A 14593-nucleotide genomic window follows, 5' to 3' on the forward strand; every position below is an offset into this window, starting at 1 on the left:
GTCCGTGCGGGACGTTCCGGCGTCTTCCCGGCGGGTGGTCCGGGGAGCGGTGGGCTCAGCCCTCGCGCTTCTCGACGACGACCTCGTTGATCACGACGTCGTTCACCGGGCGGTCGTTGCGGCCGGTGGGCACGCCGACGATGGCGTCGACGACCTTCTGGCTGGCCGGGTCGGTGACCTCGCCGAAGATGGTGTGCTTGCGGTTCAGCCACGTCGTCGGGGCGACGGTGATGAAGAACTGCGAGCCGTTGGTGCCCGGGCCGGCGTTGGCCATGGCCAGCAGGTAGGGCTTGTTGAAGGACAGGTCCGGGTGGAACTCGTCCCCGAACTTGTAGCCCGGACCGCCGATGCCGCTGCCCAGCGGGTCTCCGCCCTGGATCATGAAGCCGCTGATGACACGGTGGAAGATCGTGCCGTTGTAGAGCGGCTTCTTGCTCTTCTCACCCGTGCCGGGGTGAGTCCACTCGCGCTCGCCCTGGGCCAGCTCGACGAAGTTCTTGACCGTCTCCGGCGCGTGGTTCGGGAAAAGCTGGACCACGATGTCGCCGTGGTTGGTCTTCAGGGTGGCGTATAGCTGCTCAGCCACGATCTGCCTTCCGTTGTCTTCCTGTGACTCCCCGATCCTCGCACGGTCGGGCCCGTACGTCGCCCGGCAGCCGCGAGTTCCGCCCGGAAGGCAGCGCGCGGCGGCGATTCGTGGCAGTGTCGACGACAGGATCGGGTTGCCCGGGATTCACCCGGATTCCCGCTGAAGAGAGCAATCGGCACCCATATGCCCGCGCTCGCATGCCGCGCGGACGGTTGGCAGGCATGATCCGTAAAAGGGTGGAAAGTCGAATTACCGTACGCCACCGAGGAGGAGGAACCCGTGACCCGCATCGACAGCGTGCGCGCCGCGACCGGCTCGGCGAAGGACAGCGTGCTGCACGCCGCGGAAGTGGTGGCGCCTTACGCCGACACGGCCAAGGAGCGTGCCGCGCTCTACGCGCAGGAGGCACGCGTACGGCTGGCGCCCGTGGTGTCGCAGGCCGCAGAGCAGGCCCGCGTGCAGTACGACGCCCGGCTCGCCCCGCGCCTGGAGCAGGCTCGTGCGCATGTGCCACCGAAGGTGGACCTGGCGGCACAGGAGGCCGCGATCCGGGCGCGCAGGGCTGCCCGGCATGCCGCCGAGTACTCGCGCCCGAGGATCGAGCAGGCCGTGGCCGCGACCGCTCCGGTCCGCGAGGAGGCCGCCGCGCGTGGCGCAGCGGCCCTGGCCGCATTGCGTGGCCAGGTCTCGGCTGAGGAGATCCAGAAGCTGGCCCGGCGGCATGAGCGCCGGTCCAGGGCCGGCCGGACCGTGAAGGCGCTGGCGCTGCTGGCCGTGGTGGCCGGTGGGGCCTTCGCCGCCTGGAAGTGGTGGGACAAGCAGGCCAACCCCGACTGGCTGGTCGAGCCGCCGGCCGCGACGGAGGTACCGGAGTCGGGCGCCCGGATCAGCTCGGTGGACGGCACCTCGCCTCTGGATCCCGAGGTCCAGGCGAAGCAGGCCGAGGAGGACGCCGCGAACGAGGACGACCAGCAGTAGCACCGGACACGATCACAACACGTCGGCCGCCAAGCGGGCCGTGGGTCAGCCGAGTTGATGCTCGCCTCCCCACGGCCCGTTTCACGTGAAACACCCGAGGCCAACGACCCATGAGACGCATGGACTTCGTCCTTGGCGAACAGGGCCGCTGGAAGCGGTGACACCGCACTCGCCCGTCCGCGGACACCCACAGCGGCTCGGCCTCAACCTCACGCGTCGAGCATCGGCCCGCTTCCCGCTGTCACCGCGGCGCCACCGTGTGCGCACAGACGGCGGCCTGGATACAGAAAATGCCTCCCGACCTGTGTTTCCGCAGGTCGGGAGGCATATGTGCGTGGAGCCTAGGGGAGTCGAACCCCTGACATCCGCCATGCAAAGACGGCGCTCTACCAACTGAGCTAAGGCCCCGGGAAGCAGCGGCCGACCGGAGGAACCGCGTTCCGGTGGGCGCCGCAGACCAGAGTACCGGGTCACCCCGGGTATCCCGCAAAAAGATTGGGGGTCCCCGCGAATGACCACGCTCCGTAAGATGCTCGACGTGGTTCGCTACAGCGAACCGCGCGGTTTTTAGGGGAAGCGATGGGGAGACGCAATGGACGCCGCACAGCAGGAAGCCACCGCGAGAGCGCGGGAGCTGCAGCGGAACTGGTACGGGGAGCCGTTGGGGGCGCTCTTCCGTAAGCTCATCGACGATCTCGGGCTCAACCAGGCCCGTCTCGCGGCGGTCCTCGGGCTGTCCGCTCCGATGCTCTCGCAGCTGATGAGCGGCCAGCGCGCGAAGATCGGCAATCCCGCCGTGGTCCAGCGGGTGCAGCTGCTGCAGGAGCTGGCGGCGCAGGTCGCGGACGGCAGTGTGAGCGCGGCCGAGGCGACCGAGCGCATGGAAGAGATCAAGAAGTCCCAGGGGGGCTCTGTGCTCAACAACACCACCCAGACCACCAGCGGTTCGGGGGCGCCGACGGTCAAGCGGGTGGTCCGTGAGATCCAGTCGCTGCTGCGCTCGGTGGCCGCCGCGGGCGACATCATCGACGCCGCGGACAGCCTCGCGCAGACCCATCCCGAGCTGGCGGAGTTCCTCCGCGTCTACGGCGCCGGCCGCACCTCCGACGCCGTCGCGCACTACCAGTCCCACCAGAACTAGGACCAGGGTCCGGTCCCCGGAGGGGGTCCGGGGACCGGGCCGGGCCGAGTCAGGTGGGGGACGACCGGGCGAGGGGGTGTCGGTCCATGGGGGTGGACCGGTCCTCGGGGGTGGAGCGGGGTCGTATCACTCGTCACAGCGGTACCAGGGGGAGCCGAGGGGGAAGCGGGGAAACAAGGGGGCAGGGGACCGGCATGGGTTCCCGGGGGAGGAGCGATGGGCTGCCATGGGTGAGGTGTTCGCCGGCCGGTACGAGCTGGCCGACCCGATCGGACGCGGGGGCGTGGGCGCCGTATGGCGCGCCTGGGACCACCGTCGACGGCGCTATGTGGCCGCCAAGGTGCTCCAGCAGCGCGACGCCCACTCCCTGCTGCGCTTCGTACGCGAGCAGGCCCTGCGGATCGACCACCCCCATGTCCTCGCGCCGGCCAGCTGGGCCGCCGACGACGACAAGGTGCTCTTCACCATGGATCTGGTGGCCGGCGGCTCCCTGGTCCACCTCGTGGGCGACTACGGCCCCCTGCCACCGGCGTTCGTGTGCACCCTGCTCGACCAGCTCCTGTCGGGTCTGGCCGCCGTGCACGCCGAGGGCGTCATCCACCGGGACATCAAGCCCGCCAACGTCCTCCTGGAGGCCACCGGGACCGGCAGGCCGCGGCTGCGGCTGTCCGACTTCGGCATCGCCATGCGGCTCGGCGAGCCCCGTCTGACGGAGACCAACCTCGTGGTGGGGACGCCCGGTTATCTCGCCCCCGAGCAGATGCTCGGCGCGGAACCGGACTTTCCCGCCGACCTGTTCGCCGTGGGGCTGGTCGCGCTGTACCTGCTCGAGGGCGCCAAGCCGGACGCCAAGGCGCTCGTGCAGTACTTCCTGGACAACGGGACGCCCGACCCGCCCAAGGGCATCCCGGAACCGCTCTGGCAGGTCGTGGCCACACTGCTCCAGCCCGACCCGGCCGCGCGTTTCCGCACCGCCACGGGTGCGCGCAAGGCGCTCGCCTCCGCCGCGGAGCTCCTGCCGGCGCCCGAACCCGACGACGAGCTGATCGAGATCTTCGACCAACTCGGCCCACTGCCGCCGGGGTTCGGCCCCGAGGGTCCCCTTCGGAGGGCCTCCGGAGTCGCGGTGGAGCTGGTCGAGGACACGGACACGAGCCCGGTCTCGGGAGCGGGCGCCGCAGGGAGCGCCGGTGCCACAGGGAGCGCCGGTGTCGCAGACGGTGGCGTCGGCGGTGCGGATCCGGGTGCCGACGCGGGCACCGGCTCCCTCTCGGACACCGGCAGTTTCCGTCTGCCGCCGCCCCAGGATCCCCTCGGCGCCGTCCAGGACCCGCAGGCCCCCGCCCAGGATCCGCGAGCCTTCGGGCCGTACCCCCCGCAGACCCAGCAGCTCCGACCCTGCTCACACTCTTCTCCCCCCTCTCAACCCCCCTTCCACGAGCCGTACATGGGCCCGCCGGACAGCGGCACCCGCGCTCAGCACGACCCCCAAGCCGCCCAAGCCCCCCACGCCCCCTGGGCGTCCGTGCCGCCCCCCGGCGCGATGGCGTGGCAGGAGGGCGATGCCTCCACCGCTTCGTACACCGCTCAGGACGCCCAGGTTCCCGCCCAGAACACCCAGGTTCCCGCCCAGGACGCGCACGTTCCCGCCCAGGATGCGCAGGCTCCCGCTCCGGCTCAGCCGGTTCCGGGCGGGCCCGCGCCAGGGCGCGCGGCACGGCGGGCCAGGCGGGCACGGCGGCCCGGGCCGCCGGCCAGGGTCGCGGTCCCGATGCTGTTGCTGGCGCTGGCCTGCTACGCCGTGGGTTTCTGGGCGTTGACCCGCGTCTGAATCCCCTGAATCCGCTGGGCCCGCTGGATCCGCTCGGTCCGCCGCGCCGTCACCGTCCAGCCGGCGAGCACCAGCAGTAGTACCGTCCCGAGGCCGATCCCGCCGGTCGCGACCAGTGTCATCACGGGATCGTCCCCGCCCCCGGTGCCCCCGGTGAGCGCCGCCTCACGGTCCTGCTCCGAGACCGTGAACACCTCCCCCGGCACGGGCCGCCCGGCGTACTCGGGGCCGGCGTGCGCCCGCCCGGTCACCTGGACCCGCAGGGTCACCCCGAAGGGCCCGCGCCCGAACAGGCCGGCCATCCGCTCGCTGAGATGCAGCACCAGGTAGTAGTCGCCGGCGAAGCGGACGGAGGTCACCCCGGCGGGAGCGGCGTAGCGGTTGGCGTACTCCACCGGCGGGAGCGGGCCGAGTACGGCCGGCTTCTGCGTGCCGGTGTAGCCGAGGGCGGCGTCCTCGACGTACCCGCGGACGGGGTTGTAGAGGGAGAGGTTCAGGGCTCCGCCGACATAGCCGTGGCCGGTGGCGCTGCCCAGTTCGGCGGAGGCGTGGAGTTGCCGGCCCCAGTCGACCGGGACCTTGTAGAACCGGGTCTCGCCGGGCACGAGGGAGGTCCGCCAGACCCCTTGGCCCAGCGGGCTCGCGGCGGCGAAACCGGCGCCGCCCGGACGGTCGCGGGGCTCGCCGGTGAGCGGCTCGGGTGTGGCGGAGTCCCAGGTCTGCGGCGTGGTGGTGGCCCCGGCCCGCGCGGTACGCGGTTCCGTGACGGGCGCGATCTCCAGGTCCCAGCGCCGGCCCGTGGCGGCCGTACCGGAGCCCTGGGTGTCGAGGCGCCGGACGACCAGGTAGTACGTCCCCGTTCCCTGGCACAGGGCCTTGCCGGCCTCCCGCAGGCCCAGCGCGGTGACCGGGCGCGGGCTGAGCCCGGCGCCGAAGCGGGCTCCGGCGAAGGAGCAGGGTGTGCCGCCGGCGTCCTGGACCGACACGCCGATGCCGTCGGTGGCGGAGACGGTGGCGCTCGCCGGGGGTACGGCGGTGACGGGGACGTAGGCCGTGTCGGTGGCCCCGAGTTCGAGCCGGTAGTACAGCTTGCCGTTCCTCGGGAGGGAGCTGCGGTAGGTACGGCCCGCCTCCAGCCGCGGTGCCGTCGCGGGGCCCGTCGTGCCCACGACGGGCCGGATGCCGGGCGCGAAGGCGTACGCCTCCGGCTGCCCGGTCCCGGCGGCGGTCGCCTGCGCGTACGCGGACGCCGTGCCGCCCGGCAGGGCCAGCAGCGCGCACAGCGCGGTCAGCACCGCCGTCCGCGAAGCGCCGGAGCCCGCCCGGCGGCCGTACCGCCACCACCACGCCGCACGCCGCGCTCGCTCCCGCACCTGCCGCCCTCCCCAGTCGTACCGGACCGCGCTCCATCCTGCCCCGTGCGCCCTTGCGTCATCCGGGCAACGCGTACGGCCGTCCGAAACACCCGGCACCGTCCAGCACCGCCCGGTCGGGCGAGGCCGCCCGGCGACTACAGCACCCGGCGCGTCCCCGCAACACACGGCCGGGACCGCGGACAAGCCGGGGCTGTGGACAAGCCGGGGCCGCGGACAACACAAAGCCCCGACCGCGCGGGGCGGTCGGGGCCAGGTTCAGATTCCGGTATCGGCACTCACGAACCCGTGGGCACGGAGTCAGTCGCCTCCGTCCACAGATCCTGCTCGGCGCGATCCGCCTGGATCTGGCGGTACACGAGGAGCCCGCCGATGGCGGCCAGTGCGACCAGGAGCAGCTTCTTCACCGCGCGACCTCGTCTTTCCTTGACGTAGGGGACCTCTGGCGCCCGACTATACACACCGACCGATATCGATCGGTGACCTTGGTCGGGCCCCAACTCCCGCCTCCGGCAGCGTAATAGGCCAGGTCCGGCGCCATTCCGATCGGAGGGTGATCACACCCCCACGGACGGTTACTTTGCTCCCCCTTCGCTCACCCTCACCAGGTTTTGGGGGTGTTCCGGCCCCCTTGGGGCCATCCGAGTGGTGTTCATCGGAACATCGACGCGCCACGGGCGTCGGTCCACCACTTCGCGACGCACATACACATCATGAGGAAAGTACGCAAATCGCCCGACCCGAAAGTGAGGGGCCATGGCCCAGAACAAGGTCATGAAGCTGTGGACCGCAATCGTCACCGCCTTCCTCGCGCTGTGCACGGCGCTGGGACTCGTCACCACCACGACCGCCACGACCGCGGCGGCCGCTCCCAAGAACGAGGGCCCCAGCACCGGCACCGCGCACCGGACCATCCCGACGGTCCCGACGATCCCAGCGCCACGTCACTGGTCACGTTCCCACGCCAGTGCCCTGCCCCCCACGATGAAGCAGCGCATCCGGGCCGAGGCCCACGGAAAGTCCCCCAGTTGCCGGCACCGTCCCCTCACCGACACCCAGTCGGACACCGCGACCACTCCTGAAGGGCCCTCGGCGGCCACGCTCGACTGCTGACGGTCGGCCTCACGCAGTACCGCAACGTCTCGACCACACGGCGACTTGCGTACGCACCAGTCGACACGGAAGACCCCCGGCCGGGTTCGGCCGGGGGTCTCGCGCTTTTCCCGCCCGGAACCATGGCCGACGCACCTGGAACCATGGCCGGCAGACCGACGATGCCTCCCACGACCCCGGAAAGGTGGTGAGTGCCGCCGTGCCCCGGCGCGTCACCGTTGTCACCGCTGTCCACGGCCCGTCCGCGCGTTTCCTGCCGGACGCCTACGCGTCCCTGTGCGAGCAGCGGCTTCCCGGTGGCTGGGGATGGGAGTGGGTGATCCAGCAGGACGGCACGACGGACGAGGTCCGCCCGTACGTCCCCGACGACCCGCGGGTGAGCTTCGGCCAGGGCCGGCCCGGCGGCCCCGGAGTCGCCCGCACGATCGCGCTCGCGCGCGCCGGGGGCGCGTATGTGAAGGTCCTGGACGCCGACGACCGGCTCACGCCGGGCGCGCTGGCCCGCGACGTGGCCGTCCTGGAGGCGCACCGCACCGTCGGCTGGACGACCTCCCGGGCCCTCGACCTGCTGCCGGACGGCTCGACGGTGGGCTTCCCCGGCGATCCGGACGACGGCCCGCTGGAGCGCGGCGTCGTGCTCGATCACTGGAAGCGGAACGACTTCCGCGCCCCGGTCCATCCGGCGACCCTGTGCGTCCGGCGCGAGCTGCTCGTCGCGCTCGGCGGCTGGATGGCCCTGCCGGCGTCCGAGGACACGGGCCTGCTGCTGGCGCTGGACGCGGTGAGCCGCGGCTGGTTCTCGGCGCAGGTCGGCCTGCTGTACCGCAAGTGGGAGGGCCAGGTCACGGGCCAGGCGTCCCACGTCGACCCGGTCGAGCGCACGGCCCGGATGGCGGTGGCCGAGGCCCGGGCCCGCGCCTTGGCCGACTTCAACTGGTCCTACCCCGCCGGGCCCGCCGGCACGTCGTCCACCGGGTGAGCCGCGCCTTGGGTGCGCACCGGGCCCCTACTCCGTGAGTCTGATCGCCTGCGCGGGGCACTTCTCGGCCGCCTCCTGGACCTGCGGGTCGTCGCCGGCCCTCTCCCGGCCGGGCCGTACGACGCCGTAGCCGTCCTCGAACGCGAACACCGCCGGCACCCGGTGCGCGCACTCGGCGGAGCCGTAGCACAGGGAGCGGTCGACGGAGACCTTCATGCGTCCTACGGAGACCTTCATGCGTCCTCCAGTCGCGGACAGTGGCTTCCTGGACGTCACTGCCCGTCGAACCGCTCACCGAACCGGCCCGGTTCGCGCCATCGTTCGCGGTTCCGTCCGCTCCGGCGTGCCCTCGGTCGCTCGCCGAACCGGCGTGCCCCCTCAGTCGCCGAACCGGCATGCCCCCTCGGTCGCGAACGGGTCCCGTTCGCCCTACCGCTCCCCGCCCGCGACCGACAGCCAGTGGGCCACGCGGCGGACCGTGGGCTCGTCGAGCAGGTCGGCCATCGTCCGGACCGCCTCGCCGTCCTCGTCGCTCAGCTCGTACAGGCCCGCCTTGCTCAGTCCGGCCATGAGCACCTGGTGCCGGCGGTCCGTCATGCGTTCCGCGAGCCTGGCCGGTTCACCGGCGCCGGGCGCGGACCGATCGGCCGGGGCCGCCGGGGCCTCCGGGGCTGGAGCGGGCGCCCTGCCGGCCGGAGCGTCGAAGAGGTGCCAGGCGCCGTCCTTGGGCCCCCACAGCGCGACCGTCGCCTCCTCGCCGCGCGCCCGCAGGGTCTGGGCCATGTCGCCGACGGCGTACAGCACGCAGGCCCGGTCGGGGGACTCGGCGCCCACCGTCCAGGAGTCCCGTGAGGGCTGGTGGAACATCGCGACCCAGCGCGGAACACCGGGCGGTCGCGGGCACGGGGGACGCTTGTGCATGACACTCACCCTTTCGGGAACGGGACCCTCCCCTTCGGGAACAGCCGTCGGCGGTCACCGTATCTGACGGTTCGTCAGATATCCAGGGCCGCCCGGGATCCCCGCCGCGCTTCTGGCCTCTTCACGGCCGACGTGGCACCCTGCCCGCACCCAGGACCAGGGTGCGGTGTCGTCCCGGACGAGGGAGGCCGAGGATGAGCGGACGGGAAGAAGCGGGGGCCGGAGCGGTCACGGAGGAGGCCGAGGCGCTGCGCAGGCTCCACGGGGCCCGCGCACACAGCGCCTACGGCCGGGCGGTCGCCGCGTGCCGGTACGCCGAGGTCGGCCAGGACGCGGCCGAGGTCGTCCCGACGGACCCCGTCGGCCGCGCCGCCAACGCACTGCGGCTGTCGGCCGAGTCGCTCGCCGCGCTCACCGCGTCCACCCCTGACCCCGCCGCGGACGCCCGCTGCGCCCGCAATGCCGCCGCCACCGCGGCACTGGCCGCCCAGGTGGCCGCGGCACGGGACGGCTGCGGCACAGCCGCGGCCACGGATTCCGTCGCGTCCCGCACCAGCTCCACAGCCGCCTCCGCCGCCCTGCGTGCGGCGCTGGCGGCGTCCCAGGCCGCCGCTCTCGCGGCCGGTGGCAGCGCACGAGGGCAGGACGCGGGCCTGAACGCCTCCGCCGAGGAGGCCGAACGCCACGCCGTATCCATGGCCCGCGCGGCCGGGTGGCTCGGGGTGACCACGACGGTCCACTGAGGCACTCCCCGCATACCGGGCGTTCCGGCTATAAGGTCACGTGCCCGGCATCGCACGGTGTTTCACCTGAGCGGTGTTTCACGTGAAACATCACTCGGCCCACCGGATCATCCGTCCCGCCCGGAACACACCATCCCGACGCCGTCCGGCACCGGTCCCTCCCCTCGTGGGGACCGGTGCCGGACGGCGCGAGGTGTCGGCCCGTGCCATGTCGGCTCGACACGGGTCGAAGAAGGGAGCCGATCCGGACGTTCACGCGCTGATCGAGATTGGCCGAGATCCTTCGCTGCCAGGGGCTGTCTGTCCGAGCACGGGGCCGTGGCCTGTCCGGACGGTGTGTGACGGGTCCGCTACCGGGTCCGGATCCTGCCATCTGTCGCCCACGACGAGGAGACCGCGGCCTCCGGTCCCGTGCTTATCCGCAGGTCAGGCATATAGGGTGGGTTTTCCGGTCCGGACGTCCAGACGCGGGGGGAAGTAAAGGGGTGGGACCTTGAGTTCCGACTCAGGGGCACGCACAGCTTTCGCCGAGCGCCTTGCGCTGCTGTACAAGGAGGCCGGAAACCCTCCCCTCAAGAGCGTCGCCGAGGCGGTCGTACGGCTGCAGCGGGTCGACGAGCGCGGCCGGCCCGTGCGGGTGTCCGCGCAGCGGATCAGTGACTGGCGCCGCGCCAGGAATGTGCCGGCCCAGTTCACGGCGCTCGCGGCGGTGCTGCACATCCTGATCCCGGAGGCACGTCGGCTGCGGCCCGCGCCGGTGTCCACGGGCCTGTACGACCTCGCACACTGGCAGCGGCTGTGGGAGCGGGCGCTGGCCGACCCGGTGGGCGACCGGCCGACGCCGCCCGCCGAGGAGAACCAGCAGCCCCCCGCCGAGGCCCCGCCCGTCACCGGAGGAGTCTGCCCGTACCGGGGCCTCGCGCCCTACCGGCAGGAGGACGCCCGGTGGTTCTTCGGCCGGGAACGGAGCACGAGCGCGCTCATCGCCCAGCTCCGCGCCGCCGAGCGGACCGGCGGTCTGGTGATGCTGGTCGGCGCCTCGGGAGCGGGGAAGTCCTCCCTGCTGAACGCCGGCCTGGTCCCCGCCGTACGTGGCGGCGCGCTGCGCGACGGAGGCGGCACCGGTATGCCGTACACGAGCGCCCAGCCTCCGCGGGAAACCACCGCCGACTGCGTCCTGCACCTCGTCCCCGGCGCCGACCCCCTCGGTGAACTGGTCCGCCGTATCCCCGATCTGCGGACGGTCGCCGCCGACGCGCGCCGGGCCGAGCAGGAGGCCACGGAGAATCCGGTGGTTCCCGGCTCCGACTCCCCGCAGGTGGCCCGGGCGGCGCGCGAGGCCGTGTCCGAGTGGGCCCGCCGCGAGGCGTCCCAGGAGTGCCGGACGGTCATCGTCGTGGACCAGTTCGAGGAAGCCTTCACCCTCTGCTCCGACGAGGCGGACCGGCGTACGTTCATCCAGCTGCTGCACGCCGCCTGCACCCCGCCCGCAGACTCGGACGAGCCCGCCCCGGTGCTCGTCGTCCTCGGTATCCGCGCGGACTTCTACGAGCAGTGCCTCGGCTACCCGGAACTGGCCGACGCCCTCCAGCACCGGCACATGGTGCTCGGCCCGCTGACCAGCACCGAGCTGCGCGAGGCCGTGACCGGCCCGGCCAAGGCGGTGGGTCTGGAGCTGGAGGCGGGGCTCGCCGAGCTGATCGTCCGCGAGGTCAGCGCCGACGGGCCGCGCGGGGCACACGACGCGGGTGTGCTCCCGCTGCTCTCGCACGCCCTGCTCGCCACCTGGCAGCGCCGCAAGGCCGGGCGGCTGACGCTGGCCGGCTACCGCGCGGCGGGCGGGATCCAGGGGGCGGTCGCGGCGACCGCCGAGCGTGCCTGGTCGGGGCTCGACCCCGCGGCCCGCAGCGCCGCCCGGCTGCTCCTGCTGCGGCTGGTCCGGCTGGGCGAGGACACCCAGGCCACGCGACGGCGCGGCACCCGGCGGCAGCTGGCGGAGGAGTCGGCGGACCCCGGCAAGACGGAGGAGTCCCTGGAGGCCCTCGTACGGGCCCGGCTGGTGACGCTGGACGCGGACACCGTGGAGATCACCCATGAGGCGCTGCTCCACGCCTGGCCCCGGCTGCGGAACTGGATCGACGACGACCGGGGCGACCAGTTGCTGCGCCAGCGGCTGGAGGAGGACGGCCGGGCCTGGGAGGACTCGGGCCGGGACAGCTCGCTGCTCTACCGGGGCTCCCGGCTGGAACAGGCGCGCGCCTGGGCGCGGTCGGCCGGGGACACGTATCTGACCCGCAGCGCGGTGGAGTTCCTGGCCGCGGCGGTCCGGCTGCGCAAGCGCTCGGTGTGGCTGAGCCGGGCCGCGGTGGCGGCGCTGGTGGTGCTGGCCCTGGTCGCGGGCGGCTCGGCCGTGATCGCCTGGCAGCAGCGGGACGACGCGGTCTTCGAGCAGGTGCTCGCCGAGGCCGATCGGGTCCAGAGCACGGATCCGTCCCTGGCCGCCGAGATCGACCTGGTCGCCCACCATCTGCGCCCGGACGACGAGGGCACGTACAGCAGGCTGATATCGATCGTGAACGCGCCGCTGGCCATCCCTCTGTCCGGCCACACCGGGGCGGTCTACCTCACCTCCTTCAGCCCCGACGGCAGGACGCTGGCCACGGCCAGCTACGACCGCACCGTCCGGCTGTGGAACGTGGCCGACCCGCGCCGGCCCACGCCGCTCGGCGGGCCGCTGACCGGCCACACCAGCTGGGTGAGCAGCGCCGTCTTCAGCCCGGACGGGCACACCCTCGCCAGCGCGGGGGACGACGGGACGATCCGGTTGTGGGACGTCACCGACCCCGCCCACCCGAAGCGGCTCGGCAGGCCGCTCGCCGGTCACCGGGGCACGATCTACCTGATCGCCTTCAGCCCGGACGGACGCACGCTGGCCTCGGCCGGCGAGGACCGCACGATACGGCTGTGGAACGTGGCCGACCCGCGCCGGCCGAGCGCGCGCTCGGCGCCCTGCGCGGGCACAGCGCCGCGGTGCGCAGCGTCGCGTTCAGCCCCGACGGGCGCACGCTCGCGGCGGGCGGTGACGACGACACGATCATGCTGTGGAACACGGCCGACCCGCACCGGCCGAAGCCGTACCCCACCGCGCTGAAGGGCCACACGGACCTGGTGCACTCGGTGGCGTTCAGCCCGGACGGGCACACCCTCGCCTCCGGCAGCGCCGACGACACGGTCCGGCTGTGGAACGTCACCGACCCCGCCCACCCGTCCGCGCTCGGCTCACCGCTGGCCGGGCACACCGGGCCGATCTGGTCGGTGGCCTTCAGCCCGGACGGCAGCAACCTGGCCGCGGCCAGCGCGGACAGCACGGCGAGCCTGTGGAACGTCAGCGACCCCTCGTCCCCGTCGCAGGTCGGACAGCCGTTCGCCGGCAGCAGCGGGGAGATGTACGCGCTGGGCTTCAGCCCCGACGGGCGCACCCTCGCCACCGGCAGCGGCGACGGCAAGGTACGCCTGTGGTCGCTGCCGACCTCGGACATCGTCGGCCGCACCGGCGCGTTCCGGCCGGACGGGCGGGTGCTGGGCACGGCGGCGCGGGACGGCAGGCTCCGGCTGTGGAACGTGACGCGGCCCGACCGGCCGGTGCTGCTGAGCAAGCCGTTCATGCGGGGGGACGCAGGCCATCGCTCGCTGCGGTTCTCCCCCGACGGCCGCGTCCTCGCCGTCCTCACCTACGACCACACGGTGTACCTGTGGAAGGTCGGCGATCCGTCGCACCCGGTCGTCGCCGGAGCACCCATCGCCCTGCGGACCCGCTTCGCGGGGCCGGCCACGCTCGCCTTCAGCCCGGACGGCCGCACCCTGGCCACCGCCTACGACGACACCACCGTCCAGCTGTGGGACGTCACCGACCCCGCGCACCCCACCGCGCTCGGCAAGCCGCTGACCGGCCACCGGGGCTACGTCAACGCGATCACCTTCAGCCCTGACGGGCGGACCCTCGCCTCCGGCAGCGCGGACAGCACGGTGCGCCTCTGGAACGTCACCGACCCGGCCCGCCCGACCGCGCTCGGCCGGCTCACGGACCACTCCGGCCCGGTCAACGCGATCGCTTTCAGCCCGGACGGGCACGTTCTGGCCAGCGGCAGCGACGACGACACGGTCCGGCTGTGGAACGTCAGCGACCCGGGCTCGGCGACCGCGCTCGGCGCACCGCTCACCGGTCACACCGAGGCCGTCAAACTGCTGACGTTCAGCCCGGACGGGCACGTTCTGGCCAGCGGCGGCAACGACAACACGGTCCGGCTGTGGAACGTCACCGACCCCGCCTCGGCGACCCCCATCGGCCAGTCGATGAGCCCCAGCGCCAGGTCGGGCACCTTCCTGTCGTTCAGCCGCACGAGCAACGTCCTCGGCCTGTCCAGCGGCACGGACACGGTCCGCCTGTGGAACCTGGACCCCGCCGCGGCGATCGAGCACATCTGCTCGGTCACCCGGGGCGTGCTGACCCCGCAGAAGTGGCACGAGTACCTGCCCCGCCTCTCCTACGACCCCCCGTGCGGTCACTGATCGGCCAACCTGACTCATTCTCGATCGACTTGCCCCCACGAGGCGCCCGAGCTTGTTACCCTTGGCCACAGCCCGATCGCTGGTGCATCCCCCGTCGCCAGCGGTCGGGCCTTTTCATGCCCGCCACCCGCCGGCACCCCGCACATGAACCGGCGCCCCGCACATGAAGAAGCCCCCGACGCACATGACCCGACGCACAAGAAGAAGACCCCCGATCCATCCGGACCGGGGGTCTTCGTGCTGTGGGGCTAACAGGATTTGAACCTGTGGCCTCATCCTTATCAGGGATGCGCTCTAACCAACTGAGCTATAGCCCCGCCGCGCTCTGCGGTGTGTGTTCCGCGCGCTGACTCCTG

At 72.9% G+C, this 14593-nt stretch carries 13 protein-coding genes, 2 tRNA genes and 1 pseudogene; 9 read left to right on the forward strand and 7 right to left on the reverse strand.

Annotated elements, in window-relative coordinates:
• Positions 1-55 precede the first annotated feature (55 nt).
• Entirely contained in the window at positions 56-586 is a 531-nt protein-coding gene (locus tag ABB07_RS19225; protein WP_208899870.1) for a peptidylprolyl isomerase, read from the reverse strand.
• Between the two features lie 282 nt (positions 587-868).
• Between ABB07_RS19225 and ABB07_RS19230 the strand changes: the two genes are divergently transcribed.
• A complete protein-coding gene (locus ABB07_RS19230; RefSeq protein WP_208899871.1) occupies positions 869-1567 on the forward strand; it encodes a DUF5324 family protein in 699 nt (232 codons plus the stop codon).
• Between the two features lie 335 nt (positions 1568-1902).
• Here the strand turns inward: ABB07_RS19230 and ABB07_RS19235 are convergent.
• Positions 1903-1975: transfer RNA gene (locus ABB07_RS19235), tRNA-Ala, on the reverse strand.
• A gap of 184 nt (positions 1976-2159) precedes the next feature.
• Here ABB07_RS19235 and ABB07_RS19240 point away from each other — a divergent pair.
• Entirely contained in the window at positions 2160-2708 is a 549-nt protein-coding gene (locus tag ABB07_RS19240) for a helix-turn-helix domain-containing protein (protein ID WP_208899872.1), read from the forward strand.
• A 226-nt stretch (positions 2709-2934) separates the two neighbouring features.
• Entirely contained in the window at positions 2935-4539 is a 1605-nt protein-coding gene (locus ABB07_RS19245; RefSeq protein ID WP_208899873.1) for a serine/threonine-protein kinase, read from the forward strand.
• On the opposite strand, the gene ABB07_RS19250 is transcribed toward ABB07_RS19245, so the two are convergent.
• Together ABB07_RS19250 and ABB07_RS40895 are read right to left on the reverse strand one after the other, a co-directional pair.
• Positions 4503-5912: a hypothetical protein gene (locus ABB07_RS19250; protein WP_244189427.1), complete on the reverse strand. Its 1410-nt coding sequence runs from the start codon at positions 5910-5912 to the stop codon at positions 4503-4505. The two genes, ABB07_RS19245 and ABB07_RS19250, sit on opposite strands and share 37 nt — an antisense overlap.
• Positions 5913-6190: 278 nt before the next feature.
• Positions 6191-6319 (reverse strand): DLW-39 family protein, encoded by a 129-nt coding sequence (locus ABB07_RS40895; RefSeq protein ID WP_003999697.1) that lies wholly within the window; start codon positions 6317-6319, stop codon positions 6191-6193.
• Positions 6320-6668: 349 nt separating this feature from the next.
• Here ABB07_RS40895 and ABB07_RS19260 point away from each other — a divergent pair, with 349 nt between their 5' ends.
• Positions 6669-7025, forward strand: a complete 357-nt coding sequence (locus tag ABB07_RS19260; RefSeq protein WP_208899875.1) for a DUF6344 domain-containing protein — start codon at positions 6669-6671, stop codon at positions 7023-7025.
• Positions 7026-7224: 199 nt separating this feature from the next.
• Positions 7225-8004 carry a glycosyltransferase family 2 protein gene (locus ABB07_RS19265; RefSeq protein WP_208899876.1) on the forward strand — a complete coding sequence of 260 codons (780 nt, stop codon included), beginning with the start codon at positions 7225-7227 and terminating at the stop codon, positions 8002-8004.
• A 27-nt stretch (positions 8005-8031) separates the two neighbouring features.
• Here ABB07_RS19265 and ABB07_RS19270 read toward each other — a convergent pair whose 3' ends face one another.
• Both ABB07_RS19270 and ABB07_RS19275 read right to left on the reverse strand, forming a co-directional pair.
• The gene (locus tag ABB07_RS19270; RefSeq protein ID WP_208903521.1) at positions 8032-8220 is read right to left on the reverse strand and encodes a ferredoxin; all 189 of its coding nucleotides are present in this window, start codon (positions 8218-8220) and stop codon (positions 8032-8034) included.
• A 213-nt stretch (positions 8221-8433) separates the two neighbouring features.
• The gene (locus tag ABB07_RS19275; protein ID WP_208903843.1) at positions 8434-8925 is read right to left on the reverse strand and encodes a hypothetical protein; all 492 of its coding nucleotides are present in this window, start codon (positions 8923-8925) and stop codon (positions 8434-8436) included.
• Positions 8926-9119: 194 nt separating this feature from the next.
• Here ABB07_RS19275 and ABB07_RS19280 point away from each other — a divergent pair, with 194 nt between their 5' ends.
• The 4 genes and pseudogenes from ABB07_RS19280 (at position 9120) to ABB07_RS42010 (ending at position 14237) form a co-directional block, all read left to right on the forward strand.
• Positions 9120-9668, forward strand: coding sequence for a hypothetical protein (locus ABB07_RS19280; RefSeq protein WP_208899877.1), 549 nt, complete (start codon positions 9120-9122; stop codon positions 9666-9668).
• Positions 9669-10161: 493 nt separating this feature from the next.
• Positions 10162-12819 carry an NACHT and WD repeat domain-containing protein gene (locus ABB07_RS19285; protein ID WP_425264736.1) on the forward strand — a complete coding sequence of 886 codons (2658 nt, stop codon included), beginning with the start codon at positions 10162-10164 and terminating at the stop codon, positions 12817-12819.
• Positions 12720-13007, forward strand: a pseudogene (locus ABB07_RS42005) (WD40 repeat domain-containing protein); the annotation flags it as partial. The gene ABB07_RS19285 and the pseudogene ABB07_RS42005, both read left to right, overlap by 100 nt.
• 105 nt (positions 13008-13112) lie before the next feature.
• The gene (locus tag ABB07_RS42010; protein WP_425264814.1) at positions 13113-14237 is read left to right on the forward strand and encodes a WD40 repeat domain-containing protein; all 1125 of its coding nucleotides are present in this window, start codon (positions 13113-13115) and stop codon (positions 14235-14237) included.
• Positions 14238-14480: 243 nt separating this feature from the next.
• Here ABB07_RS42010 and ABB07_RS19290 read toward each other — a convergent pair.
• Positions 14481-14554 (reverse strand) — tRNA-Ile (locus ABB07_RS19290).
• Positions 14555-14593: the final 39 nt, after the last annotated feature.

It is taken from the genome of Streptomyces incarnatus (assembly GCF_001027185.1).
Lineage (GTDB): Bacteria > Actinomycetota > Actinomycetes > Streptomycetales > Streptomycetaceae > Streptomyces > Streptomyces puniciscabiei.